The organism is Streptomyces sp. BRA346 (assembly GCF_052851135.1).
Map to the genome: position 1 here is coordinate 120,604 of NZ_JAIWIH010000039.1, position 24,147 is coordinate 144,750.

Here is a 24,147-nt window from a genome sequence, read left to right on the forward strand (position 1 = left end):
TCCAGGGAAGGCAGCGCCATGCAGACCACGCAGGAGTGGCCGCAGTACGGCATCGAGTGCGCTGATCGGCACGCCGCCGAGCAGGTGGCAGCCGAACGCCTCAACCCCGAGCTGGCGACCTTGGTCGCCGACGGCGCGATCACCTCTTGGTGGTTCATCCGCAAGCCGCCCGGCCTGCGGCTCCGCTACCTCCCTGCCGACGGCCGCGCCCACCGACAGCTCAAGGCCCTCTTCGATGCCCTGACCGCTGAGGGGCGGATCATCCGATGGACCCCGGGCATCTACGAACCGGAAGTCCACGCCTTCGGAGGACCCGCCGGTATGGACGTCGCACACCACCTGTTCCAGCACGACAGCCGCAACATCCTCGACTATCTGGCCCGGTCGCAATCTGCCGCCGGAGCCGTACTCGGGCGGCGCGAGTTGGGAATCCTGCTGTTCAGCGTGCTTATGCGGGGCGCCAGGTTGGACTGGTACGAGCAGGGCGACGTATGGGCCCGGGTTGCCGACGAGCGACCGGCCAGGAGTTCGGGGCCTGGCTCCGAGCGGCTGAGGAAGGCCGTACATCGGTTGATGACCGTCGACGCCGGGCCGACCAGCAGTTTGGTCAACGGAGGGCCACTAGCGGCGCTCACCGACTGGGTCACATGGTTCGAGCACGCCGGGCAGCAACTCGTGGATCTGGACCGACGCGGAGTCCTGGAGCGCGGACTCCGCGCGATCATCGCCCACCACGTGATCTTCCAATGGAACCGTCTGGGCCTGTCGGCCGCAGACCAAAGCACCTTGTCAACCCTGGCAAAAGAGATCGTCATGGGAACGAGGGAAGGCGCCGCGTCGGCGCCGGAGACCAGCACCGCAAGCACTAACTTCAACGAAGTGAGCACTCAGATGACCGATGAGCCCCGTACCGCCGAAAGCCTGCGCGAGGAGCTGGCAGACCAGCTTCGCCAACAGGGAACGGTGACTACTGATTCGGTGGACGCGGCGGTACGGACCGTGCCCCGTGACATTTTCGTGCGCCAATTCAAGCCCGATGCTTCTCTGGAAGAGTCGTACGCCGACCAGCCCGTCCACACGAAGTTCAACGACTCAGGCGAGTCCATCAGCGCGGTGTCCCAGCCGACGGTGAATGCGCTGATGCTCGAACTCATCGATGCACGAAAGGGCCACAAAATTCAGGAGGCGGGCGCGGGCAGCGGCCTGTTCGCCTCCTACTTGGGGCATCTGGTCGGTCCCGAGGGACACGTCATCACGCTCGACGTCGACCAGGACCTTGTCGACGGGGCCCGCGCCGCCGTCGAGAAGGCCGGCGTGAACAACGTGCGCGTCATCCTCGGTGACGGTGCGGTCGGCCACCCCGACGGAGCCCCCTACGACCGGATCGTGGCGACCGTCGGTGCCCACGGCATCCCCCAGGCGTGGCTGGACCAACTCACCCCCGACGGCCGCCTGGTCGTACCGATGCGGCTGCGCGGCAGCGTCTCGCGCGCCGTCGCCTTCGAGCGTGACGAAACCGGCCGCTGGCGAAGCGTCCGCAGCGAGATGTGCACGTTCATGCCCCTGCGAGCGGGAGTGGCCGATGACCCTCGCCGCGTCGTCTCGCTGACCGACGACGGCTCCGTCAAGCTTCAGTTCAACGGGGAGCAGCAGGCGGACGAGGCGGCGCTGCAAGGAGTGCTCGAACGCCCGGGCACCGAGGCATGGTCGGGCGTGAGGTTCCGGGGGCCGGAGTCCCCGGAGTTCATGTGGCTGTGGCTGTCCTGCCGTCTGGACAACGCCTTGAGCCGGATGGAAGTCGATCGTCAGTCACCCGCTGCCAGCAAGCTCGACCCCATGTTCCGCCCCATGGCCGTGGCAGAGCAGGGCGACCTCGCCTACCTGACGCTGCGCAAAGCTAACCTGGACCAGCAGGGCAACCAACTCTACGAAGCGGGAGCCGTTGGCCACGGGCCTGCGGGCAAGGAGCTTGCCGACCGGGTGGCCGAGGAGATGGCCGTCTGGGACCGCAGCTTCCGGGGGCGCGACGTGGCATTTGAGATTCAGCCTCTCGCTGCCGCTCCACTCCCCTCGGATCCCGGTCGCTTCGCCTTCGATAATCCGATCAACCGGATCGTCATCGAGTGGCAGTGAGATGGATGCCAGCCAGATAGCGCGAAGGTTCCCTCTGGTCGCTCGCCCCCGCCCCGCATGCACCCCACTCGACGAACGAGTTCGCGAGATCGGCGCCCTCGCGCGAGAGGCTGAACACGAAGGGCGCATGGCACTGGCTGCCGCGGCGTTCAACAAAGCCGCGCTGCTGGCCAGCGACTGCGACCTGCCCGAGCTGGCCCGCGCTCTGTGCTGGCGACATTCCGAGGTGTACCTGCGCACCCAGCCACTGGGTGCGCAGGTCGCCCGGTACGGTCTGGAACCTTTGGTCAACCTCGCCCGGTTGCTGATCCGTTCCGGCGACGGCGAGGCTGCTTACGCCTTCCTCGACTCCATGTTCCAAGCGGTGAAATCCGGTTCGGACACCGTCATCGATGGGCGAACGGTGTCCTTCGAGCACATCACCGGATCAGACGAAAACCGCCGTGAGCTGTACCAGTGGCTGTGGGCTGTACTGCTTGCCGACGGCGCGCGCGCTCTGGCCAGCGCGGGCCGGTGGACGGACGCGCTTGCCCAGCTCAAGCGCCACAAGGGGATAGGCAAGCGGATGTTCGACGGCCGCCAAGTCGCGGTGATCGCGGATCTCATGGGAAACAACGCATTCGACGCCATCGCTATCCTGGCGGACACCGTCCCCGGCGAGCCCTGGGAGAACGCCGTGACGGCTTGCCTGAAGGTGCTGTCCCGACGGCAGGCAGGCTTGCCGGTCGATCGACAACTCGCCGAGATGCTGCACTGCTACGAGCAACTCAACTGCACGGCGGAGTTGACCGTCTTCCACACCCGATTGGGACTCTCGGTCTTCGATGTCGCTGATGGTGTTGACGAGGCGGTTGCTCATCGTGTGGCGGTGAGCCTCATTGGCCAGACTGCGGCGGCAGCAGATGGATACGCGGCCCGTGATCTGCTGGCTCACGTCCGATGCTCCGTGATCCTGACGAGTGCCCAAGCCCAACGACTCGGCCACGCGGTAGAAGCCTGCGCCCTCGACCGAGGCCGCATTCCCGTGCAAATGCGAGCTGACTTGATGGCCGCGCTCGACGTCAGCGAAGGAGTGCTCAGGCAAACGTTGGCCGCAACATCCGACCCCTCCTAGGGCTGCACCGACACCCTCCTGAACGTCCAAGTCACCGTCCAAGTCGCGTAACCAGTGGGGGTGGATTGCCTTGTGGTGCTTCGCCCGCACCACAAGTCCCCAGGTGCGTCGAGCGGTCGAAGTCATGCAAGACCTACGGCGAGGCATGAAGCTACTCGGCAAGCAGCGGCTCGCATCCGACTTCAAGAACGGGCATGCCGACTCGCAGCCTGATCGGGGTCGACACGACACCGCGAGCCCTCTGGTAGAGGTTCAGAGGGCTCGCGACGTGTGCAGGGCCAGTGTCAGCCCTGCTTCGGGGCGGCCTGCTGCACGACCTCGAAGGACCACAGGGTGGAGCCGGACGCTGCGGGCTTCTGCTGCGGGGCGTCCTCGCCGCCGCGCTGGTGGGCCGCCTTCATGGGGCCCTCCATCCAGGCCTGGAAGTCCTCCTCGCTGCGCCAGCGCGTGTAGACGAGGTACTGGTCGGTGCCCTCGACCGGGCGCAGCAGTTCGAACCACTCGAAGCCGTCGGAGTTCTCCACGGTCCCGGCGCGGGAGGCGAAGCGCTTCTCCAGCACCTCGCGCTGCTCCTCGGGAACGGTCAGCACATTGATCTTTACCACACTAGGCACATGACACCTCTCAGTCAGAGGGCACCGGGATGGCGCCCTAACCTCGACCACGTGCGAGCAGTCTCCTACATACGCCAATCGAAGAAGCGTGAGGACGACAGCAAGTCATCCCCAGAGGCGCAGAAGACGAAGTGTGAAGCGCTGATCACGGCGAAGGGCTGGGACATCGCGGGTCACTTCGCTGACGTCGGCAAGTCAGGATGGGACCCGAACGTCCAGCGCCCGGAGTACGAGGAGTTGATGCGTGCCGTCCGCGCCGGACACGTTGACGCGGTGGTGGTCTTCTCGCTGTCGCGCCTGACTCGTCAGGGCGCGTTAGAAGCGATGTTGATCAACGATGAGCTAGCCCGGCACGGCGTACGCCTGGTGAGCGTCGAGGAACCGTACCTAGACACCTCGACGCCCATGGGCGTGGCTATCTTCGGCCTCATTGCGGCGCTTGCACAGCAAGAGTCGGACATGAAGTCCGCGTACATCACTGCCACGAAAGACACCTTGCGGAAGGCAGGAAGTCACGTATCCGGTATCGCGCCATACGGCTTTCAGAGCGTCCGTGAGCGGCGTGGGGAACTGACGGTCGTAAAACTCATCCCTGACCCCTTGGAAGCGCCGTACGTGCGCGATATGGCAGAGTGGGCGGCCGATGGACTGTCCGCGTCGAGCATCGCCAGGAAGCTCAACCAAGCGGGCGCGCCGACAAAGACGGTCGCGCTTGCGGAGAACGGTGTAAAGCGGATAGCGGCGCGAAGAGCGCGGGCAGTGTCAGAGCCGACAGCGCAACCCGCGTGGACATCGTCCACAGTGCTCCGCATCCTTCGCGACCCGCGCCTTGCCGGGTACGCCGCTGAATGGGAGGGACGCACGGCCAAGACACAGGACACGCCGGGAACGGTCGGTAAGCGGGTCATTCTGCGTGACGATGAAGGGCGGCCCATCGAATCACATGAGCCGATCATTCCCGCTGACGAGTGGTGGCGGCTCCAGGACGTGCTGAGCGGGCGCACGCAGACTGTTCGCCGTACGGGGCGCAGCGTCCCGTCATTGCTCGCTGGATACGGGCTGCTGTTCTGCGATGTCTGCGGCAGTGTCATGGTCACGGATAAGCGAAACGGCAAGTTGCTCTATAGGTGCAACCGCGCTCAGTCGGGCAGCGTTCCCGGGCATGGCGGATTGGCAATCAATATGGACGACACAGATGACGTCGTTGCCCGTCGAGTGTGGACTCGCCTCACTGCCATGGACCCTGACGACCCTGAAGACTTGGAATGGCTGGCGGAAGCGGCGCGCCGCTTTGCCAAGCAGCAGGACTCTTCCGAAACTGAAGCCGAACTAGCGGCAGCACGGGCAGAGCTGGAGCATGTGCGGGAGGCGCTACGGACGCTCTACACGGACAGGCAGGCAGGGCTGTACGTGGGGGAAGTTGGTACTCAGATGTTCCGTGAGTCGGTGGAGCGGCTGACGGCACATGAGGCCCGTACGTCGGAACGTATCGCCGAGTTGGAAACAACGGATAGCGCGACGATAGCAATTCCTGGGGAATGGACGGTCGTCGGCGAAGACCCAATCGGGGAAGGTTCGCCATGGGCAGCATGGGATCTCAAGCGCAAGCGGGATTTTCTGGCGCTGTTCATTGACTCAGTGCGGATCACCAAGTCTGTAGGCCGTGGTCGCAGTGCCAACACACGTGAGCGCGTGCACGTGTTGTGGGCGGCTTCCCCGGACGTGTAGCAAGGAGACCCACAGCGGCCCCTGTGACGCCCACAGGGGCCGCTGGTGTGTATTCCCGGCGGGCTGGGGCACACCGGGCTGGGGCAGACGGCCACAGGGGGCGTTGAGGGCACCCCCCGTGCCGACGGTGCCGGGCACGGGCCGACAGCAGAGCGGGGCTCGGCACCGAAAACGTCACCGGGGTAGCTCTATGGCAGCCATCTGACCAGCACTAATGACGCTAGTGACGAATTCTATAGAAGAACCGGATCCCCCTATAACGTGTAGGCCGACCGCGAACCGCGTTTCAGAACGTCACTCGTCACTGGGCCCCGCGCGCCACCCGCAGACAACCACCCGGGTACTACCTATATGTGAGAGGCATTCTCTCCACTCCCGCGCGAGTCGCCATCGATTTAACAGCACGGGCCCACGAACACCCCGGCACCGGGGGCTCAGCACGGTGCTTTTTCCCAACCCCCTTCATCGGGTTGAGATCTCTTCGCTTGCTTGGCGGCTCCGGCGATGAGATTTCCCCGATGAAGGGGGTTTTCTCGTCTCTCTATGGAGTCGCCACCCATGAACGGTTATGAGCACTACAAGCGCGCTGAAGAACTGATCGCTGAGGCAACCAGGACAGTCATCAACTCGGCCGGAGTTCCCATCTGCATCGTGAGCGATGAGCGGGAGGCCGTACTAGTCAATCGCGCTCAAGTACACGCCACGCTGGCTCTCGCAGCCGCACAAGCTGACGCGACGCGTTTCAAGCGTGACCTGTACGAGGGCAACGGCGAAGAGCCTCCGGGCAGCCGACAGGCGCGAACTGAGGAAAAGAATCAGCGCCTTGCCGAATCTGCCGCTGCTTTCGTTGACTGAGCCCGGAGTCCCATGATGAACCACTTCGATGAAAGCTACTGGGCTCGGCAGCGAACTCGGCTGGACGTCAGCGATGAAGTCCGCCACGTGCATTTCGCTAAGTTTGTGGCCGACCACTGCGCGCACCGGCTGAAGTACGTGGAGCACATAGGTTGGTACCGCTGGAATGGCCGTGTTTGGGAAGCGACCGGCGACAGCGGCGCGGCCATGCAAGCCATCACGGACGCTGTGGCTGTGCTGGCAAAACGCATCGTGGATGTCCCCGGGGATACCTCTTGGGCGTCGGCTGCGATGAGCAAGATGCTTGTCAACTTTCAGCGAAAGGCCATCGTCGCTGAGATGGCCGTACTCCGTCAGTTCCGCGCCAGCGTGGACGACATGGACGCGCGGCGGCATCTGCTGACGTTTCAAAATGGCACCGTGGATCTGCGGTCCGGCGAACTGAAGCCCCACGATCCCGCCGATATGCTGACGCAGTGCACACGTGTGGATTACCTGCCCGACGCGGAATGCCCGCGCTGGCTGCGTTTCGTGGAAGAGATCTTCCCCGGTGACGAAGAGCTACAGAGCTACTTTCAGACCTTCCTGGGCTACTGCGTAACTGGGGAAGTCCGAGAGCACGCGCTAGGGGTCTGGTACGGCGCACACGGCCGTAATGGTAAGGGGACCACAGTCCGTACCATGCAAAAGGTGTTCGGCCCTGAGATTGTCCGCGAGGTCGAGTTCTCAATGTTTGAGAACGTACGTGGGCAGGCGCCGCACACCGAGCAGATAGCCGGACTTCGAGGCGCTCGAATGGTCGTCGCGCAGGAAGGGAACCCGGGCACGCCCATGAATACCGCGCTCCTGAAAAATTTCAGTGGTGGCGACAGGATCAGCACGCGCCACCTCATGGGCAAGGTGTTCTCATTCGAGCCGACATTTACCATCGTGCTCGCTACGAACCACCTTCCCGAGTTCGCTTCGGGTGGTGCTGCGCTATGGGCGCGGACCAAAGCAATTCTATTCGGGGAGTCGTTCGCCAATCGGCGCGACCCTGACCTAGAGCCGACCATTCAGGGGCCGCAAGCGGCGGGCGTGGCAGCGTGGATCGTTCGGGGAGCCATACGGTACTACTCGGAAGGGCTCCGCGACACGCTGAGTGTCATAGCAGCGACGGAACACCATAAGGACGCTGTAGACCCTCTCAAGGACCTCGTGGGCGAACTCTTCGACTACTGCGAAGGTGCGGAAGTCGGGCGCTCCACGTTCAACGCTGAGCTGAAAGTGTGGCGAGACAACAACGGCGACAAGTCGGCGAAATTCTCCCCGTCCAGTGTGAAGCGTCACCTACTCGACAGCGGAAAAGTCGAAGAGGTGCGACGCAAGGGTAAGGGGTGGGTCTATTCCGGTATTCGCCTGATGGGTGATCCCGAACCATTGACCGGCCCCGGCATCTTCGGCATTGCGGAAGTCTGAGCCCCACAGCGAGAGGCGACGCGTAAGCGAGGGTGTCAAAAATATTGGCACCTGTAGAGACCTCCGTATCGCGTATAAGAGGTCTTCCCAGGTGTCAGAAAAATTGGCACCCCGCTTGCGCACCCTCCTTGCTGTCGCCCGCAGACATCCGCACGGCTGCCCCGAGCGTCCATAGCCCCCCTGGCGCGTCCAACGGGCCACCCGTGCGGGGCGGTTGGTCACCCTCGTGCATTCCCGCCGCATCCCCGCTGTGTGGCCACGGTGTGCGTCGCTGCTGTGCGGCCACGGTGCGACCCGTGCGGGATATCGGGGGCAGCGTCAACCAGACCAGTGCCGAGCGAGGGAGTTACCGCGCTGTGCATCGAATCGAGAGACGATACGTGATCCGCTTTGACAATGATGTGCGTCCAGAATGGAGGGCGCCGGTACTTGATGCGCTGATGCATATGCTTGAGCCAGCGCAGGCAAGCGAGCATATATCGCTACTCGATATCGCGAGTGCTGTATGGCGATATCTCGGCACCAATGATCGCGGAAGTTCACCCAAGCAATCCGAAATTCGCGCTGCATTGCGTGCGGCGGGCGTGCGTGTCGCTCGGCCGAATGCGTCGGCACCGACCTTGGTTTACGGCGTGCGGATTGTTGAATCATCGCGCTGACCTGGGGTTTTTCCCCTTACCCCCGGCGGGTGCCTCCCTCCCCCCGGGCCTCAGGGCCCCCGGAAGGGGCTCTTGCCCCCCATCTGTACGGGTCTGGGGATTCGGCTGGACCACTCGCTCTCAGAGGTGCCTTCACGCGCCCTGAAGGGCCCTGTGACCTCGCGCTATGGCTCGGGTAGCCGACTAGACCACTGCGTATGCGGAGCCCGTAGGCGTCACGCAGCCGTTACGTGTCCACCCTGTCGAATTGGCCATTGCCAGCCGGGAAAAATGCCGCTGTTCCAGCTTCGCTTGCCGAAATGCGTCATTCGCGACCGCTTGCGCGTCCAATCAAGATTTCGGGCGCGTCTATCTCGAAATACCCCAAAGGGTATATCAAAAGGGAGCCACCACACATGGATGTAATCGATCGATCGGCCGTCGCGGCACTACGCGGCAGGCATATCCGGATCACCACTGACCACGAACTAATAGAAGACCTCGACGGTAACCCCATCGGCATGTCCGCTGTCGAGTGGTCCGGCATCTTCACCGGCATTGGGGGGCTCGATGTCCAGCGCTGAGAACATCACGGAAACCGTCACTGGCGCCCCCGCAGACGACGCCAGGGGCACCACGCCGGGAAACGCCCCCGAGGCTGCCACAGTGGCGCCTGAGGGCGACGACAAGCCAGCCTCGAAGAACGCCGAAGCGGCCAAGTGGCGTGTAGCCGCTCGTGAGGCACAGGCAGAGCGCGATGAGCTACAGGCGCGCCTTGACGGCTTTCTGCGTGCCGACGCTGAAAGGCTCGCTGCTGAGTTTCTCGCGGTGCCCGGAGATCTCTTTGATATCTCGGGGGCATCGCTCGCTGACGTCCTGGACGAAGATGGACGAGTGAGCCCAGACAAAATCAAGGAACTCGCCGATGCTGCGGTGAAGGCGCGCCCCGGTTTGGCTGCACCTGGAATGACCCCGGGTCTATTCGGTGTCTACGGGCCGAGTCTCCATACTGCCCAAGGGGCAACCGGTGTGTCTGCTAAGCCTGCCCCGTCATGGGCTACCGCGCTGCGCGGCTAGTCCGCCCCGAATACGGGCCGTTGTATTTCCGCCGACGACGGGCCCTTTGCGTGACCAGGTGGAATCAGCGATAGGCAGAGGAGCGTAGGTACGCGCTGCCATTTCGCGCTGTCTGTGCTGCCGGGTTGCAGCACCCAGAGAGGCCAGGTGCCTCCGGGATCAATCATCAATTCTGATCCCGAAAGGACACGCCAAGTGTCTATGTTCAACTCTGCCAACGCTGCTATTCTCCCGCCCGAGTACGGCAAGTTGGTTATCGAGCCGATGACCGCTGCGTCGGTTGCAATGCAGGTGGCTACCGTCGTCCCGACCGGTGCCGCTGAATTCCACTTCCCCCGTGTGACTTCCGATGTCACGGCGGGATGGACGGCTGAAGGCGCGGCTATCAATGCGTCGGACGCCGACACTGACGCGTACGTAGTGACCCCTAAGAAGCTCGCTTCGCTTACCACGCTGAGCAATGAGCTTGTGAACGACTCGTCTCCTGCTGCACTTCAGCTGGTCGGGGACTCGATTGCCCGCGCTGCGGTTACTGCGGGCATTGTGTGGGCTATCAGTGCGGCTGATGTGTTCGTGGTCCTGCGGAACGGCGTTGAAATCGCGGTTGACAAGTCCAGCGCGTTCGCGTCGGACAGCACCCAGGTTCGCGGAATTCTTCGCGCCGCTCCGGCGTTTCCGAGGCTGGACAGCATCGCGAAGATTTACGACGCAGCGTGAACGCTGAACGGTGCTGAACACGCCTTGCGCGTAGCTGTACACGATGCCCCTGTCTATTCACCTTCCCAGGTGTCTAGACGGGGGCATTCTGTGTTTAAAATGCCGTCTATTTCCTCACTGCTGTATACGCGCTCGCCATCCGTGCTGTGCAGGCTGGATATCCGAGCCGGCTAGTCGGTGCGATATTCGGCTAGACGGTTTCGGGTGAATGCGCATTGGATGCGCTCCGGCCTGCTTCCGAATGTCTGTACAGTCCGTCGCCGTAAAGCGTCCACGCTGCACGGCGGGATTGGCAGGTGCAGGGAGATACGGCGATGTGCTCGTGTGTCCGGAGCCGTATAGAGGCTGTCTAGTTGGGGCGCTTGCGTATAGGTGCACAGTGTTTGACGGTCGTTCATCCGGTCACCGCAGCGTGATGAACACGGAAAGCCCCCGCACTCCGATGGGGAGGCGGGGGCCGACTACTGTACAGACCTAGAACGCCTCCCCCTTTACAGCGGAGACGAACGATGCCCAGTCATCCGCCGTGAACACGAGTGCCGGACCGCTGGGGGTCTTCTGCGCGCTTACGCAGCCTCTACTGCCCGGCGAAGCGCATCCTTGTGTTCCCACGTCCAAGGGGCGTCCGCAAGGTCATCAGGTAGGCCAGCAAGACCGGTCCGCAAATGGTCGGCTGCCTCGCTGTATCTTCCCAGCGCGAGAGTACAGATGCCCATGTTCAGCCGGTTGAAGTTGGGGGTCAGCCAGTAGGCTGTTTCGGGCGGAGGAAGCTTGGCGGCTGTGTCCATCAGCCTTTCCGCATCTTCCACCATGCGTAGCGCTGCGTCCTCTTCGCGCATTTCGGCAAGTCCACCCGCTGCCTGTAGGTAGTCCCCGATTCGCTGTGCCGGATGTGCCCCGGGCGTGTTTGCTGCGGCTCCAAACCAGCGGGCAATACCCTGTGGCCTTCCTTGCTGCCGGGCAAGGTAGCCCTTAAAGTTCAGCGCTTGTGCCGCGAGTGTTCCGTTTCCGAGTTCGTCGGCAAGCTCAACAGCGTCGTTGAGGAGTTGTACCGCTTCGCTGTCCTTGCGTGCCTGCGCAAGCATCCATCCTGAGAATTGGACCCACTCTGACACTACTTCGGCAAGTCGGTCCCTGTGCGGACCCCGGGCACCCCGAAGCAGCCGAGTAACTTCCTTCATTTGGACCATGGTTGCTGGGATTACGGACGTCGGCTGTGCCGTGTCGTCTAACCGCCGGTAGGCGGCCAACACGCCAGCGAGAGCGTCAACGGTCCCAGCGTCCAGACGCGAAGGATTGGCAGTGCTCCGTTTGACTCGCTCGCTGTCGTCTTCGCTAAGCACTGTTGCGGCCAATGCGCCATCTGCGCCAACGAGAGAATCCAGCGAGGATGCCAATTTTGCAGACGGCTTCTGTTTCCCGTTGAGCACTCGGGACAGATAGGCAACGTCGTAATTTAGCGCGCGTGCGGCAGCCTTCATCGAATAGCCGCTGTCCCGAAGGGCTCTGCGGGCAAGATCAGCGAAATCGTCACGCATCGTGAACCTCTGAGGGTTGACCTGTGGTGCTTCCAGAGTAGTCAATCCCGGTCAACTCCCGCGTAGTCCTTACATGTCGAAGCATGGGCAGACGCAAGGGGACCCCCGCGACCGCGCGAACGGCCCGGGGGCATGGTCAACGCTGAATGGGAGCGTCAACGTGGAAGAGATTACGCGACCAGCACGACACCGCGACACGCCGAGTACCTCGGGGAGCGATCGATTCGCGTTACGTATGGGACCGGTTCACTCGGGGACACCGATCACATGCCGTGCGTGCCTCGCGGAGCCGACGTCTGCCACGTCGTCGTACAAGTGCGACGTGTGCCGTGCGCTGCTGCGGCAGCAAGCGCACTGGCGCGCCGTTGGCGACCTGTCGAAATCAACTGACTGTGTGGTTCTGCTTCAGCGCCACATGTCGGGGCCGGTTCACCAGGGGGACAAGTGAGAGCCGGTTTCAAGCAGTCGCCCGGCGCCGGTCGGATGACCATTCGAGTGTCGCGCGACAGCGGGGCCACGTTCGGGCCGACGACGGTCTACGACACCGCGACTGACGATCTGGAACCGCTCATGTCGGCTACGTGGCCACCGTGTGAGTGCGCCCGGTGTGATCTGGCCGTAGAGCAGCGGCTACGGCGCGAGATCGAGCGGCTTACCGCCGAGGGGGCCCCGCGTGCTCAGGCCGTGCGAGACAGGCTGGCTCAGCGATGAAGCGGGCAGCGCGCTGGCTCGCTGGCGCGTCGTTCCATCTCGCGGTGTACGCGGCGTGCTCCGCGCTCATCACGCTTGCTGCGGCGGGGAAGATCTGAGAGGGGGAACGGTGACCACACCAGCACGGCGCCAGAAGCGTCCCGGTCGGGTGCTCATCCGGGCGGAGGCCGAGGGGCAGGCAGACAGCTTGCTTCGCAGGGACTTCAACCGCAGGGACCTGGTAGCCCGGATGCGCGCGAGGATCCAGGCCAAGGGCCAGACGACCGAGTAACCACCACGACCGCCCCGTCCGTGCGCTTCCCCCGTAGCGCCGGACGGGGCTCTTCGCTGGTCAAGTCATGTGCGTAGCTTGACGTATTCATTGATCTTGACGATGCTCATGGACCCATCCTGCCGCATCGCAAGAAAGGGTCGCCGCCCGCGCCACCTACGACGCCGCTACGACATCGGCTCCCTGGCCCCGCGCGGCTCACGCCTGGGCGAGCAAGGGGTCGTAGGCTGTCGATCGCCGACGGCCGGACATGAAGGACAGGAAGTCCCCGATGAAGGCGGCGCGCGTGTAGGTGCGGTCGGTGCCGACGGCGACGGTGTCGCGGTGGAACGCGGTCCGGAACAGCGCCCGGTATTCGTCCGCGTCGATGTGCTGGTCGCCGTCCTTGTCCGTGGCGTCGAAGAGGACCTCGGCGACCTTGATCAGTGCGGGTCCGGCCAGGGAGGGGACGGCGGTGGCGTATTCGCGGGCGCTGACGCGGCCGTCGCCGTCGGTGTCCAGGGCCGTCTGGAGCTCACGCCACCAGTCGGCGTAGGCGTTGTAGAGCCGTGTTTCCTCGGGCTCCTCCAGATCGAGGCGGGTGGACAGTTCGCGGGCCATGGCGGCGAGGTCCGGCCAGTCCAGGTACCCGTCGCCGGTCTGGTCGAGTACCTCGCGGAAGAACTCTTCCGCACTGCGTTCGGTGCCGGTACGGGAGACGGGTTCCGGTTGCGGAGGGAGGGGCGTGAGGAGCCGGATCAGGGCACCGGCCCGCCTCATCTTGTCGTGCAGGGCGGTGACCGCCCGAGCTCGCGGATCGTCGCTGTCGGGCGAGAGGGCCAGCAGGTCGGCGATGGCGTCAGCCCGGATCCAGCCGTTCGGCAGGAACCGGGTCAGGCCCACGGCCAGGTAGGCCCCCTGCATCAGGGTCTGGGCACCGGGCATCTCGGGCAGCCCGGCACGCCGGCGGAAGGGCTCCGGGAGCGAGGCGACGGTGATCGCCCCGATGAGCGGGCCGACGACGGCCCGGCCGGTGGCCCACAGCGTGGGCAGCCCGCCCAGCAGGGCCGGAGCGGGCAGATGGTCGAACAGCTTGTAGAGGATGATCCGCATCGCCTCGGTGTTCTCCAGTTCGTGTGCCACCACGTGGTCGTAGTAGGGCCAGAACTCGGAGACGGTGGGCGGCAGGTGACCGGACGGGTCTCCCATGGTGGCGAGGTACGCCTGGAACTCCGCGTACAGCCTCTCCATGGCGTGCTGCTCAAGTGGCTGTCCGCCCAGGCGGCACATGGTCACGGTGCTCTCGAACATGGTCGCCACCACCCAGGCCCGTACGGCGGGGTCCATCGCGCTGTAGGGGCGGCCCCGCGGGTCGGTTCCGTCGAGCCGTGCGTGGAGGCGGTTCAGCCGTGCCGCCTCCCGGAGCCGTACCTGTTCGTCGTCACCGAACATGCGCTGCAAGCTGCGGAAGGTGTTGCGCAGCCGTCGCCACGGGTGGGCGACGAACGTGGAGTTGTCGATCAGCGCGGCGCCGATCTGCGGATGCGCGGCCTCCAGTACCGTCGCCCGGACCATGGCCAGCGCCCAGCGCGGATCGTTGGCGAATTCCTGGAACTGCGAGCCCGCGCCGAACAACGGCTCCTGTCCGCTCGCCGCGCCCGGCCGTGGTGTATCGCCGTCGAACGCGGTCGCATCGTCCTGGGCGCTGTCGGAGTGTCCGCCATCTGCCATGGTCACGACCGGGGGTCTCCGTTCCGCTCGGGCAGTACGCCGCCGAAGCGGCGATCACGTTGCCGGTAGGTGTGCAGGCATTCGAGGAAGTGCGGCGCGCGGAAGTCGGGCCACAGCACGGTGGGGAAGACCCATTCCGCGTAGGCGACCTGCCAGAGCATGAAGTTGGAGATGCGCTGTTCCCCCGAGGTCCGGATGACCAGATCCACGTCGGGTGTGTCGGGGAAGGGCAGATGGGCGGCGAAACTCCGCTCGTCCACGGTCTCGGCCGCCACACCCGCGCGGATCAGCGACCGCGCGGCCGCGACGATGTCCCCGCGCCCGCCGTGATCGAACGCGACGGTCAAGGTCATGCCTCGGTTGTCGCCGGTCAGGGTCATCAGATCGGCGGCGTCGCGTACCAGCCCCGGAGGGATCCTCGGGTCGCTCAACCCGAGGAAACGGCAGCGGATCCCCCGCGCGTGCAGTAGCGGTGCGTGCTTGCGCACCACTCCGCGTACCAACCGCATCACATAGTCGACCTCGGCACTCGGCCGGTTCCAGTTCTCGGTGGAGAAGGCGTACAGGCTCAGCCACTCTACGCCCGCGGCCCGGGCCGCCTCGATGACGTCGATCACGGTCGTCTCCGCCGCCCGATGACCTGACGTACGCGGCAGCGACCGCTGGACCGCCCACCGTCCGTTGCCGTCCATCACGCACGCCACGTGGCGCGGCATCCGAAGCGCCCGGTCGCCATCAGCGGACCGTAACGCGGGAGGGGGATCGGCGAACGCATCGCCCGCGGTGTGCCCCACTACCATGCAAGCCCCCCGGCTTCCGACTCGACACGGCGATCGCGCCTGAAGCAGGGTGGCAGGCCCCGAGCCCGAATGCCGCGCCAGAGCCACACATTCACCCTGGGAACGATTGCCCGAATCCATCGGCGATGCGTGCTGCGCCGGTCAGGGTGGGCGCGGTTCAGCGGTGGAGCCGCAGGCCCCGCGTCACCTTGTCCACCTGGCCGCGCGGGCCGTAGAGGGCGAGGCCGACCAGGTTGAGGTCGGGGGCCTCGACGGTGCGGACCGTGGCGCGGTTGTCGTCCTCGTTGTCGGTGCCGAACAGCTCCTCCGTATAGAGGGCCGTCGGGAGGGCTCGGGTGAGGGCGCGGCTGTGGGCGCGGAAGAGGCCGGGGGCGTCGGCGGCGTAGACGAGGACCGGTTCGCGGAACATCGGGAGGTACGTGTTGCCCGAGGCGTCCTCGTACGGCTTGCCGACGATCTCGTCGGTGGCGTGGGAGAGCCCGCTGGAGAGGAAGGCCGTCACGTTCAGCTTCTGCCAGTCGGCGAGGTCGTCCCGGACGATGACGGCGATCTTGGTGTCGAATCGCATGCCGTCACCTTCGCCCGGCCTCCGAGGCCCCGTATTGAACGCTGGTGCGAGACGGCAGAATGGGGTGATGGGCGGAGGCGGTGCGGAGGACGGCGGGGGTTCGGGGGACTGGGCGCGGTACTGGCGTGACCCGGAGCGGTCCGTCGAGGCCATGCACGCGCACTTCTTCAGTCATCGTTTCCATCCGCACAGCCACGACACCTACTCCTTCGCCGTCACCGAGATCGGCGCCCAGCGCTTCCGCTGCCGGGGCGCGCTGCGCACCAGCGGGGCGGGCATGGTGATGGTGTTCAACCCGGACGATCCGCATGACGGGGAGGCGGCCGCCGAACTCGGCTACAAGTACCGCATCATGCACATCGGCCCGGATGTGATGCGGGGCGTCCTCGCCGACGTGGGAGGCGGCGGGGACGGGCCGGTGCCGCTGCCGCTGTTCGACCAGCCCGTGCTGGACGACCCGGTCCTGGGGCGCGCCCTGTTGCGGCTGCACACCGCCCTGGTCGACGGCGCCGGTCCGCTGGTCCGCGACGAGCGGCTGACCGCGGCCGTCGGCGCGATGGTGCGGCGCAGCGCGACCCGCCCGGTGCGGGCCAGGGCGCTGCCGCCCGGGGGCGGCGGGCAGGCGTGGGCGGCGCGGCGGGCGCGGGCGCTGCTGGAGGAGGACTACGGGACGGAGATCTCGGCGGAGCGGCTGGCGGAGGCGGCGGGGTGCAGCCGGTTCGCCCTGTACCGGGCGTTCCGGGCGGAGTACGGGATGGCACCGAGCGACTTCCAGCGGCAGCTGCGGCTGCGTCAGGCGCGCGGGCTGCTGGTGGCGGGGAGTACGGCGGCGGAGGCGGCGGCCGCGGCGGGGTTCGCCGACCAAAGTCACTTCCACCGCTGGTTCGTGCGGTGCTTCGGGATCACCCCGGGAGCGTTCCAGCACGCGGCGGGTCCCGATTCGCTCCGTACCCCGCGGCCCTGATGAAATTGGCCGCGAACCGTACGGACTCAGGGCGTATAGACGCACTTCCGCCAAAGCCTGACAGGTTTCGGCCAACCGCGGACGACTGTCAGGTGAAGAGGACGTGTTGCGCGTCTGAGTAGTGGGGCTCAGTAGGGTCTCAAACGTTCCGAACAGGTAAAGAGGGCGAGTGGGGGAGCGGCAGGGCGTGGCGAACGTGGATCGAAGCGAACTGCGGAGTACCCCGGGGCCGGGGGCGGGGCCGGGCTCCGGGGCCATCGGGGCACGGACGTCGCGGACGATGATGGTGCTCGGCGCCCTCTGGCTGCTGGCCGGTCTGCTCGCGGCCCGGCAGGCGGCGGCGGTGCTGCGGCTGCCCCCGGACGAGCGGCTGACCGACCTGGAGACCTGGATCGGCGAGCAGGGCGTCCTCCATGTGGGCGGTTCGCTGTACGACGGGGACGCGTTCACCGGCACCCCGTTCTCCGGGCTGGTGCTCAAGCCGCTGACCCGGGCCGCCGAACAGAGCCTGGGCGTCGCCTGGACGTTCGGCACCCTGCTGCTCGTCGTCGTCCTCGGGCTGGTCGCCGCGCGCGCCCTGCCCGGGCCGGTCTCCCGCCGCACCGCGCTGGTGGCCGCGCCGCTGGCGCTCTGCCTGCTGACGCTGTCCCTTCCGGTCCGCAACACCTTCACGCTCGGTCAGACCAGCATCATCCCGGTGCTGTTGGTCGTGCTCACCGTGCTGCCGCGCACCTCAGGGCGGCAGGCGGGCGTCCTCATCGGCGTGGCCGCCGCCCTCCAGCCCGCGCTGCTGCTGTTCGGCGTCGTCCTGTGGCTCCTGGGGCGGCGGCGTTCGGCCGCGCTGGCGGGCGCGACGTTCGCCGTGTGCACCGCGCTGGCCTGGGTCGCCATGCCGCACGACTCCGCCTCGTACTGGGTCCACCACCTGGGCGGCGCCGGGCTCGGCGAGCCCGCCGACAGCCTGGCCAACCAGTCGCTGCACGGGCTGCTGCTGCGCATCGGTCTCGAGGGGCCGGTCGAGCTGGCGCTGCTCGCGGTCCTGGCGGTGGCGGTCGCGGGCGTGGGTCTGCGGCGCGCGGTGCGGTACGCGCGGGACGGGCAGCTGCTGCTGGCCGCGGCGATCACTGGCTGTGTGGCGCTGGCGGTTTCGCCCACTTCCTGGCAGTACCAGCAGCTGTGGATCCTGCTCGCGGTCGTCGGCCGGGTGGGTCGCCGGGCGGCGGACCGGCTGGTGTGGCCGGTGCTGGTGGTGCTGGTGATGACGCTGAGCCGTACGGCACTGCTGCCCGACCTCAAGATCGCCGGGCATATCGGCTACAACGCCCCGCTGCTGGCCGCGCTCGCCGCCGCCTGCCTGGTGCCGTTCGTCTCCCGGACCTCCCCGCAGTGGGACGGCCCGGAGCCGACGCCGGTCCAGGAGCCGCACCGCGGCCGGTTCGCCTGGGTGCCGCTGCTGCGCTTCGTACGGCGGCCGCTGTCGCGCCCGAACCTGCTGCTGGAGCTGATGTTCATCCGCGTCGGCTACTTCGGGTACTCATGGGTCCGCGCCCACGCGCCCGACGAGCGGAGTCTCGCCGAGAGCCACGGCCATCAGGTGCTGTCCATCGAGAGCTTCCTGCACATCGACATCGAGCACTGGTTCAACCTGCTGGTCGCGGACACCCCGTGGCTGCGGGACGGCATGAACTGGTACTACAGCACCTTCCACTTCCTGATCCCGCTGTCCCTGCTGGGCTGGCTCTATCTGCGCCGCCCCGCGACGTACCGCTGGGCCCGCACCCCGCTGGCGTTCGCGACGCTGCTCGCGCTGGTCGGCTTCTGGCTCTACCCGCTGGCCCCGCCGCGCCTGATGGGCCTCGGGTACGTCGACACGGCGCATGGCCCGCAGGACCTGGACAACCCGGACTTCGGCGCGCTCACCAAGCTGTCCAACCAGTACGCGGCCATGCCGTCGCTGCACGTGGGCTGGTCGCTGTGGTGCGGGGTGGTCATCGCGCTGGTCGCGCCGTACCTCTGGATGAAGATCCTCGGCATGCTGTACCCGCTGCTCACGGTCGCGGTGATCGTCGGCACGGCGAACCACTACGTGCTGGACGCGGTCGGCGGCGCGGCCGTCGTCGCGGCCGGATTCGGCCTTCAGTACGTGCTGCTCGGGGTCGGCAGGAAGCCCGCCGAGGAGGCGAACGGCTCGGTCACCGCGATGCTGTCGGCGGGCGCCCGGGGCGCACGGGAGCGCGCCCGGGCGCTGGTGCGAGGATCGCGCGCCGGGGAGCCGGGGGAGACGTCCCAGGTGGCGGAGGTCCCCCAGGCGGTCCCCCATCAGGAGGAGGCCGCGGAACCGGCCGATGCCTCGCGTTGAAGGGTCCGGTGCACCGGTCTAGCGTGGGGAAAAGCGGTATAAACGCCAGGAAATCTCGGGGGTCCCGACCAAGGAGGGATCTGAGGATGTCCCTGGTAACGGCGGCCGCCGCCGCGCTGGCCGTATCGATGACCGTCATCTCACCCGCGGCCGCCGCGCCGAGCGCCACGGCCGACCCTTCGCCGAATCCCACGGCGTTCGTCCTGGAGCGGTTCCGGCCCGCCTCGCAGGCCCAGGGCGACCGTGGTGCGGTGACGTACGACAGCGCGCTCGTGCCCACGACCGCCGTGGCGCTCGTCGCGGAGCTGCGGCTCCCGGGGAAGTGGCACGGCGAGATGCGGGACCATGAGATGCGGGAGCAGCAAGGTGAACGTGGGAAGCATGGCATGCCGCCGCGCGGCACGTTCGTCTTCCTGGCCCTGCGCGGGGTCGAACCCGATCACCACTTCGGGATACACGTGCACACCCGGCCGTGCGGCACCAAGCCCGACTCGTCCGGCCCGCACTACCAGAACGTGAAGGACCCGGAGCAGCCGTCCACGAATCCCGAGTACGCCAACCCGCGCAATGAGATGTGGCTCGACGTCACCACCAACAGCCGTGGCGACGCCCGCGCCAAGTCCCTGGTGAAGTGGCACTTCAGGGCGGGCGAGGCGCGCTCGGTGGTGATCCACGAGCATGGCACCGCCACGAAGACGGGGCGGGCGGGCATGGCCGGGGACCGGGTGGCCTGCATCAACGTGCCGTTCAAGTAGCGACGGTGACGGTGGCTACGCGTAGCTCACCCGCAGCTCCTTGATGCCGTTCAGCCAGGCCGACCGCAGCCGCCGTGGCGCGCCGGTGAGGCGGATGCCGGGGAGGGTGTCCGCGATCGCGTTGAAGATCAGCCGGATCTCCAGTTCGGCGAGGCTCTTGCCCAGGCAGAAGTGCGGTCCGCCGCCCCCGAAGCCGAGGTGGGGGTTGGGGTCGCGGGTGATGTCGAAGGCCTCGGGGCGGTCGAAGACTTCGGGGTCGTTGTTGGCGGAGGAGTAGAACACGCCGACGCGTTGACCCGCCCGGATGGCTTGGCCGCCGAGCGTGGTGTCCTGGGTGGCGGTGCGCTGGAAGGACATCACGGGGGTGGCCCACCGGACGATCTCGTCGGCGGCGGTGGCGGGGCGTTCGCGCTTGAACAGCTCCCACTGCTCGGGATGGGTGAGGAAGGCGTGCATGCCGTGGCTGATGGCGTTGCGGGTGGTCTCGTTGCCCGCGACGGCCAGCAGCAGGACGAAGAAGCCGAACTCGTCGGAGCCCAGGTTGCCCTGGTCCTCGGCGGCGACCAGGGCGCTGACGATGTCCTTGGCGGGGCACTGCTTGCGGTCCGAGGCCAGGTTCATGGCGTACGAGATCAGCTCCATGGCCGACTCGGCGCCGATCTCCTCGGTGATGGCCAGCTCCGGGTCGTCGTACGCGACCATCTTGTTGGACCAGTCGAAGATCTTGGACCGGTCCTGCTGGGGGATGCCGATCAGCTCGGCGATGGCCTGGAGGGGGAGTTCGCAGGCGATGTCGGTGACGAAGTCACCGGTGCCGTTCTCCTTGGCGCCGGCCACGATGCGGGTCGCGCGGTCGTGGAGGGCGTCCTCCAGGGAGCGGATCGCGCGCGGGGTGAAGCCGCGCTGGACGATCTGGCGGACCCGGGTGTGTTCGGGCGGGTCCATGTTGAGCATGATCAGCTTCTGGACCTCGATCTGGTCGCGCTGGATGTGCTCGTTGAAGCGGATGATCGCGGTGTTGCGGTGCGAGGAGAAGATCTCGGGCCGGGTCGAGACCTCCTTGACGTCGGCGTGCCGGGTGACGGCCCAGTAGCCGTCGTCCTCGTACCCGGCGATGCCGTGCCGTTGGGGGATCCATGACACGGGGGCCGTCTGCCGCAGCTGGGCGAACTCGGGGAGTGGCACCCGGTGCTCATGGAGATCGGGGTCGGTGAAGTCAAAGCCTTCGGGGAGCGCTGGACAGGACATCGGCCACTCCAGATCTGACGGCCTATCAGAAAGTGTCCAGAAGGTAGTAACGGGTTCTACAAGTAGCAAGGGCCATGTCGAGGCTTCTTGCGGCTGGCGCCCCAACTCGTCCTGTGCACAACCCTTGCGCGGTCAGGCCGGGCCTCAGCAGACTGAGCGAGGAACTAGAACGCGTACTAGTTCTGGCGCGGGCGCTGCCGGGAGCCCCGCGGACGCGATGGAGAAGAGGACGAGTCATGGCCGCGGAACCCGTCATCGTGGAAGCCGTACGCACCCCCATCGGAAGGCGCGGAGGCGCGCTCGCGAATCTCCACCCCGCCTATCTCCTCGGGGAAACCTACCGTGAACTCCTCGCCCGCACCGGCATCCAGCCCGACTGTGTCGAACAAATTGTCGGCGGCACGGTCACCCACGCGGGAGAGCAGTCCATGAACCCCGCGCGCACCGCCTGGCTGGCCATGGGCCTTCCGTACGAGACGGCGGCGACGACCGTGGACTGCCAGTGCGGATCCTCCCAGCAGGCCAACCACATGGTGGCCACCATGGTCGCCACCGGCGTCATCGACATCGGCATCGGCTGCGGTGTCGAGGCCATGTCGCGGGTGCCGCTCGGCAGCGGCTCCAAGCACGGTCCTGGCAAGCCGTTCCCCGACGAGTGGAACGTCGACCTCCCCAACCAGTTCGAGGCCGCCGAGCGGATCGCCCGGCGGCGCGGGCTCACCCGCGGGAACGTCGACTCCCTCGGCCTCCTCTCCCAGGAGCGCGCCGCCCGGGCCTGGGCCGAGGAGCGCTTCAAGCGCGAGACGTTCGCGGTGCAGGTGCCCACCACCGAGGACGAACAGGCGGCCGGGGAGGGCATGTGGCGGGCCGTCGACCGGGACGAGGGGCTGCGCGACACCAGCATGGAGGCGCTCGGCGGGCTCAAGCCCATCATGCCGACCGCCGTGCACACGGCGGGCAACTCCTCCCAGATCTCGGACGGCGCGTGCGCGGTGCTGTGGGCGTCCAAGCGGATGGCCCGCGCGCTGAAGCTGCGCCCCCGCGCCCGGATCGTGGCCCAGGCCCTGGTCGGCACCGATCCGCACTACCACCTGGACGGACCCGTGGACGCGACCCGTGCGGTGCTGGGCAAGGCCGGGATGACGCTCAAGGACATCGACGTGATCGAGATCAACGAGGCGTTCGCGTCGGTCGTGCTGTCCTGGGCCCAGGTCTTCGAACAGGACCTGGAGAAGGTGAACGTCAACGGCGGCGCCATCGCGCTCGGCCACCCCGTGGGGGCGACCGGAGCGCGGCTGATCACCACGGCGCTGCATGAACTGGAGCGGGCGGACAAGGAGTTCGCTCTGATCACGATGTGCGCGGGCGGGGCGCTGGCGACGGGGACCATCATCCAGCGGCTGTGACGGACCCCCGGCGCGAAGGCCGGGGGCGCTCCTGCGGTCGTACGTCCGGGCGGGTGTCACGGTCACGTCGGAACGGTCACTTCGGGTCGCGGTTGAACGTCGAGGTCGACCAGAAGTAGCCGAGCACCGCGAGCCCCAGGCACCAGGCGACCGCGAGCCACCCGTTGTGGCCGATCTCGCTGCCGAGCAGCAGGCCGCGCAGGGTCTCGATGGCGGGTGTGAACGGCTGGTACTCGGCGACCGGCCGCAGCCAGCCGGGCAGGGCGTCCACGGGCACGAAGGCGCTGGAGATCAGCGGCAGCAGGATCAGCGGCATCGCGTTGTTGCTGGCGGCTTCGGCGTTCGGGCTGACCAGGCCCATGCCGACCGCGATCCAGGTGAGCGCCAGGGCGAAGAGCACGAGCAGCCCGAACGCCGCGAGCCACTCCAGGACCGAGGCGTCCGTGGACCGGAAGCCGATGGCCACGGCGACGGCGCCCACGAGGACCACGCTCATGACCGACTGCACCACGCTGCCGACGACGTGCCCGACGAGCACCGAACCGCGGTGGATCGCCATCGTGCGGAAGCGGGCGATGATGCCCTCGGTCATGTCGGTGGAGACGGAGACCGCGGTGCCGATCACGGTGCTGCCGATGGTCATCAGCAGCAGGCCCGGGACGATGTACGCGATGTACTCGGCGCGGTCCGGGCCGCCACCGCCGATGCCCGCGCTCATCGTGTCGCCGAAGACGTAGACGAAGAGCAGCAGCATCATGATCGGGGTGAGCAGCAGGTTCAGGGTGAGGGACGGATAGCGCCGGGCGTGCAGGAGGTTGCGGCGCAGCATGGTGGACGAGTCGCGGACGGCGAGGGAGATCCGGGTCGGGCGGGTGGGAGCCAGGGGGGTGCTCATCTGACGTTCTCCTTGGGCTGGTGGGGGAGGCTTGCCGGGCCGGTGAGGGCGAAGAACACGTCGTCGAGGTCGGGGGTGTGCACGGTGAGGGCGTCGGCGTGCACGTCGGCGGCGTCCAGCCAGTCGAGGAGGGAGCGCAGTTCGCGCTGGGTGCCGTCGCTGGGGATCTGGAGGGTGAGCGCCTGGTCGTCGCGCACGCTCTCGTGCAGCGCGCCCGCGGCCCGCTCGTACGCCGCGGGGTCCTCGAAGCGCAGCCGGACGTGTCCGCCGGGGATGAGCCGCTTCAGCTCCGCCGCGGTGCCCTCGGCGGCGATCTTGCCGTCGTTGAGCACGGCGATGCGGTCGGCGAGTTCGTCGGCCTCCTCCAGGTACTGGGTGGTGAGGAAGACGGTCACCCCGTCGGAGACCAGCTCGCGGATGATCTGCCACATGGTGTGGCGGCTGCGGGGGTCGAGGCCGGTGGTGGGTTCGTCGAGGAAGATGATGCGCGGGTTGCCGACCAGGGTCATGGCGATGTCGAGGCGGCGCTTCATGCCGCCGGAGTAGGTGGAGGCGGGCTTCCTCGCGGCCTCGGTGAGGTCGAAGCGC

Annotated in this window: 22 protein-coding genes and 1 pseudogene; 13 read left to right on the top strand and 10 right to left on the bottom strand. The window is 66.8% G+C overall.

Annotated features, from left to right (window positions below):
• Positions 1-18 precede the first annotated feature (18 nt).
• Both fxlM and LCH29_RS35890 read left to right on the top strand, forming a co-directional pair.
• Positions 19-2,133 carry a methyltransferase, FxLD system gene (gene fxlM / locus LCH29_RS35885; RefSeq protein ID WP_446465857.1) on the top strand — a complete coding sequence of 705 codons (2,115 nt, stop codon included), beginning with the start codon at positions 19-21 and terminating at the stop codon, positions 2,131-2,133.
• A gap of 127 nt (positions 2,134-2,260) precedes the next feature.
• Positions 2,261-3,247 (top strand): hypothetical protein, encoded by a 987-nt coding sequence (locus tag LCH29_RS35890; protein WP_446465858.1) that lies wholly within the window; start codon positions 2,261-2,263, stop codon positions 3,245-3,247.
• Positions 3,248-3,531: 284 nt separating this feature from the next.
• On the opposite strand, the gene LCH29_RS35895 is transcribed toward LCH29_RS35890, so the two are convergent.
• Positions 3,532-3,861, bottom strand: a complete 330-nt coding sequence (locus LCH29_RS35895; RefSeq protein WP_446465859.1) for an antibiotic biosynthesis monooxygenase family protein — start codon at positions 3,859-3,861, stop codon at positions 3,532-3,534.
• 51 nt (positions 3,862-3,912) lie between these two features.
• On the opposite strand from LCH29_RS35895, the gene LCH29_RS35900 reads away from it, so the two are divergent.
• From LCH29_RS35900 to LCH29_RS35930, 7 genes are all read left to right on the top strand, one after another.
• Positions 3,913-5,589 carry a recombinase family protein gene (locus LCH29_RS35900; RefSeq protein WP_446465860.1) on the top strand — a complete coding sequence of 559 codons (1,677 nt, stop codon included), beginning with the start codon at positions 3,913-3,915 and terminating at the stop codon, positions 5,587-5,589.
• 558 nt (positions 5,590-6,147) lie between these two features.
• Entirely contained in the window at positions 6,148-6,444 is a 297-nt protein-coding gene (locus tag LCH29_RS35905) for a hypothetical protein (protein WP_446465861.1), read from the top strand.
• Positions 6,445-6,456: 12 nt separating this feature from the next.
• Positions 6,457-7,902: a DNA primase family protein gene (locus LCH29_RS35910; protein ID WP_446465862.1), complete on the top strand. Its 1,446-nt coding sequence runs from the start codon at positions 6,457-6,459 to the stop codon at positions 7,900-7,902.
• A 356-nt stretch (positions 7,903-8,258) separates the two neighbouring features.
• On the top strand, positions 8,259-8,561 hold the full coding sequence (locus tag LCH29_RS35915) for a hypothetical protein (protein ID WP_446465863.1): 303 nt from the start codon (positions 8,259-8,261) through the stop codon (positions 8,559-8,561).
• A gap of 230 nt (positions 8,562-8,791) precedes the next feature.
• The gene (locus LCH29_RS35920; protein WP_446465864.1) at positions 8,792-9,124 is read left to right on the top strand and encodes a hypothetical protein; all 333 of its coding nucleotides are present in this window, start codon (positions 8,792-8,794) and stop codon (positions 9,122-9,124) included.
• Positions 9,111-9,617 (top strand): hypothetical protein, encoded by a 507-nt coding sequence (locus tag LCH29_RS35925; RefSeq protein WP_446465865.1) that lies wholly within the window; start codon positions 9,111-9,113, stop codon positions 9,615-9,617. Before LCH29_RS35920 ends, LCH29_RS35925 begins: the two co-directional genes overlap by 14 nt.
• Positions 9,618-9,818: 201 nt before the next feature.
• Positions 9,819-10,334: a phage major capsid protein gene (locus LCH29_RS35930; protein WP_446465880.1), complete on the top strand. Its 516-nt coding sequence runs from the start codon at positions 9,819-9,821 to the stop codon at positions 10,332-10,334.
• A gap of 474 nt (positions 10,335-10,808) precedes the next feature.
• On the opposite strand, the gene LCH29_RS35935 is transcribed toward LCH29_RS35930, so the two are convergent.
• The 6 genes and pseudogenes from LCH29_RS35935 to LCH29_RS35960 all read right to left on the bottom strand — a co-directional run bounded on the left by LCH29_RS35935 (position 10,809) and on the right by LCH29_RS35960 (position 15,932).
• The gene (locus LCH29_RS35935) at positions 10,809-10,946 is read right to left on the bottom strand and encodes a DUF397 domain-containing protein (protein ID WP_446465866.1); all 138 of its coding nucleotides are present in this window, start codon (positions 10,944-10,946) and stop codon (positions 10,809-10,811) included.
• Complete coding sequence (locus LCH29_RS35940) at positions 10,901-11,419, bottom strand: hypothetical protein (protein ID WP_446465883.1); 519 nt, start codon at positions 11,417-11,419, stop codon at positions 10,901-10,903. Before LCH29_RS35940 ends, LCH29_RS35935 begins: the two co-directional genes overlap by 46 nt.
• 273 nt (positions 11,420-11,692) lie before the next feature.
• A pseudogene (locus LCH29_RS35945) lies at positions 11,693-11,872 on the bottom strand (helix-turn-helix domain-containing protein); the annotation flags it as partial.
• Positions 11,873-13,052: 1,180 nt separating this feature from the next.
• The gene (locus LCH29_RS35950; RefSeq protein ID WP_446465881.1) at positions 13,053-14,564 is read right to left on the bottom strand and encodes an oxygenase MpaB family protein; all 1,512 of its coding nucleotides are present in this window, start codon (positions 14,562-14,564) and stop codon (positions 13,053-13,055) included.
• 2 nt (positions 14,565-14,566) lie between these two features.
• The gene (gene uppS / locus LCH29_RS35955; RefSeq protein WP_446465867.1) at positions 14,567-15,280 is read right to left on the bottom strand and encodes a polyprenyl diphosphate synthase; all 714 of its coding nucleotides are present in this window, start codon (positions 15,278-15,280) and stop codon (positions 14,567-14,569) included.
• Positions 15,281-15,521: 241 nt separating this feature from the next.
• Positions 15,522-15,932 (bottom strand): DUF2000 family protein, encoded by a 411-nt coding sequence (locus LCH29_RS35960; protein ID WP_446465868.1) that lies wholly within the window; start codon positions 15,930-15,932, stop codon positions 15,522-15,524.
• A gap of 67 nt (positions 15,933-15,999) precedes the next feature.
• Between LCH29_RS35960 and LCH29_RS35965 the strand changes: the two genes are divergently transcribed.
• From LCH29_RS35965 to LCH29_RS35975, 3 genes are all read left to right on the top strand, one after another.
• A complete protein-coding gene (locus LCH29_RS35965) occupies positions 16,000-16,896 on the top strand; it encodes an AraC family transcriptional regulator (protein ID WP_446465869.1) in 897 nt (298 codons plus the stop codon).
• 283 nt (positions 16,897-17,179) lie between these two features.
• Positions 17,180-19,255: a bifunctional glycosyltransferase 87/phosphatase PAP2 family protein gene (locus tag LCH29_RS35970; protein ID WP_446465882.1), complete on the top strand. Its 2,076-nt coding sequence runs from the start codon at positions 17,180-17,182 to the stop codon at positions 19,253-19,255.
• An 86-nt stretch (positions 19,256-19,341) separates the two neighbouring features.
• Positions 19,342-20,010 (top strand): superoxide dismutase family protein, encoded by a 669-nt coding sequence (locus LCH29_RS35975; protein ID WP_446465870.1) that lies wholly within the window; start codon positions 19,342-19,344, stop codon positions 20,008-20,010.
• Between the two features lie 15 nt (positions 20,011-20,025).
• Here LCH29_RS35975 and LCH29_RS35980 read toward each other — a convergent pair whose 3' ends face one another.
• Positions 20,026-21,258 carry a cytochrome P450 gene (locus tag LCH29_RS35980; protein WP_446465871.1) on the bottom strand — a complete coding sequence of 411 codons (1,233 nt, stop codon included), beginning with the start codon at positions 21,256-21,258 and terminating at the stop codon, positions 20,026-20,028.
• Positions 21,259-21,494: 236 nt separating this feature from the next.
• Here LCH29_RS35980 and LCH29_RS35985 point away from each other — a divergent pair, with 236 nt between their 5' ends.
• On the top strand, positions 21,495-22,664 hold the full coding sequence (locus LCH29_RS35985; RefSeq protein WP_446465872.1) for a steroid 3-ketoacyl-CoA thiolase: 1,170 nt from the start codon (positions 21,495-21,497) through the stop codon (positions 22,662-22,664).
• A 76-nt stretch (positions 22,665-22,740) separates the two neighbouring features.
• Here LCH29_RS35985 and LCH29_RS35990 read toward each other — a convergent pair whose 3' ends face one another.
• Entirely contained in the window at positions 22,741-23,559 is an 819-nt protein-coding gene (locus LCH29_RS35990; RefSeq protein WP_446465873.1) for an ABC transporter permease, read from the bottom strand.
• Positions 23,556-24,147 (bottom strand): ATP-binding cassette domain-containing protein (locus LCH29_RS35995; RefSeq protein ID WP_446465874.1); only part of this gene is annotated, 592 nt, incomplete at its 5' end. The genes LCH29_RS35995 and LCH29_RS35990, both read right to left, overlap by 4 nt.

Bases quoted from the DNA above. Each gene is read 5' to 3' on its own strand.
- LCH29_RS35950 (WP_446465881.1), bottom strand. From the start codon at position 14,564: ATGGCAGATGGCGGACACTCCGACAGCGCCCAGGACGATGCGACCGCG.
- LCH29_RS35975 (WP_446465870.1), top strand. From the start codon at position 19,342: ATGTCCCTGGTAACGGCGGCCGCCGCCGCGCTGGCCGTATCGATGACC.
- LCH29_RS35990 (WP_446465873.1), bottom strand. From the start codon at position 23,559: ATGAGCACCCCCCTGGCTCCCACCCGCCCGACCCGGATCTCCCTCGCC.
- LCH29_RS35970 (WP_446465882.1), top strand. From the start codon at position 17,180: ATGGTGCTCGGCGCCCTCTGGCTGCTGGCCGGTCTGCTCGCGGCCCGG.
- uppS (WP_446465867.1), bottom strand. From the start codon at position 15,280: ATGCCGCGCCACGTGGCGTGCGTGATGGACGGCAACGGACGGTGGGCG.
- LCH29_RS35890 (WP_446465858.1), top strand. From the start codon at position 2,261: ATGGCACTGGCTGCCGCGGCGTTCAACAAAGCCGCGCTGCTGGCCAGC.
- LCH29_RS35940 (WP_446465883.1), bottom strand. From the start codon at position 11,419: ATGCTTGCGCAGGCACGCAAGGACAGCGAAGCGGTACAACTCCTCAAC.
- LCH29_RS35965 (WP_446465869.1), top strand. From the start codon at position 16,000: ATGGGCGGAGGCGGTGCGGAGGACGGCGGGGGTTCGGGGGACTGGGCG.
- fxlM (WP_446465857.1), top strand. From the start codon at position 19: ATGCAGACCACGCAGGAGTGGCCGCAGTACGGCATCGAGTGCGCTGAT.
- LCH29_RS35910 (WP_446465862.1), top strand. From the start codon at position 6,457: ATGATGAACCACTTCGATGAAAGCTACTGGGCTCGGCAGCGAACTCGG.
- LCH29_RS35980 (WP_446465871.1), bottom strand. From the start codon at position 21,258: ATGTCCTGTCCAGCGCTCCCCGAAGGCTTTGACTTCACCGACCCCGAT.
- LCH29_RS35925 (WP_446465865.1), top strand. From the start codon at position 9,111: ATGTCCAGCGCTGAGAACATCACGGAAACCGTCACTGGCGCCCCCGCA.
- LCH29_RS35960 (WP_446465868.1), bottom strand. From the start codon at position 15,932: ATGCGATTCGACACCAAGATCGCCGTCATCGTCCGGGACGACCTCGCC.
- LCH29_RS35930 (WP_446465880.1), top strand. From the start codon at position 9,819: ATGTTCAACTCTGCCAACGCTGCTATTCTCCCGCCCGAGTACGGCAAG.
- LCH29_RS35905 (WP_446465861.1), top strand. From the start codon at position 6,148: ATGAACGGTTATGAGCACTACAAGCGCGCTGAAGAACTGATCGCTGAG.
- LCH29_RS35985 (WP_446465872.1), top strand. From the start codon at position 21,495: ATGGCCGCGGAACCCGTCATCGTGGAAGCCGTACGCACCCCCATCGGA.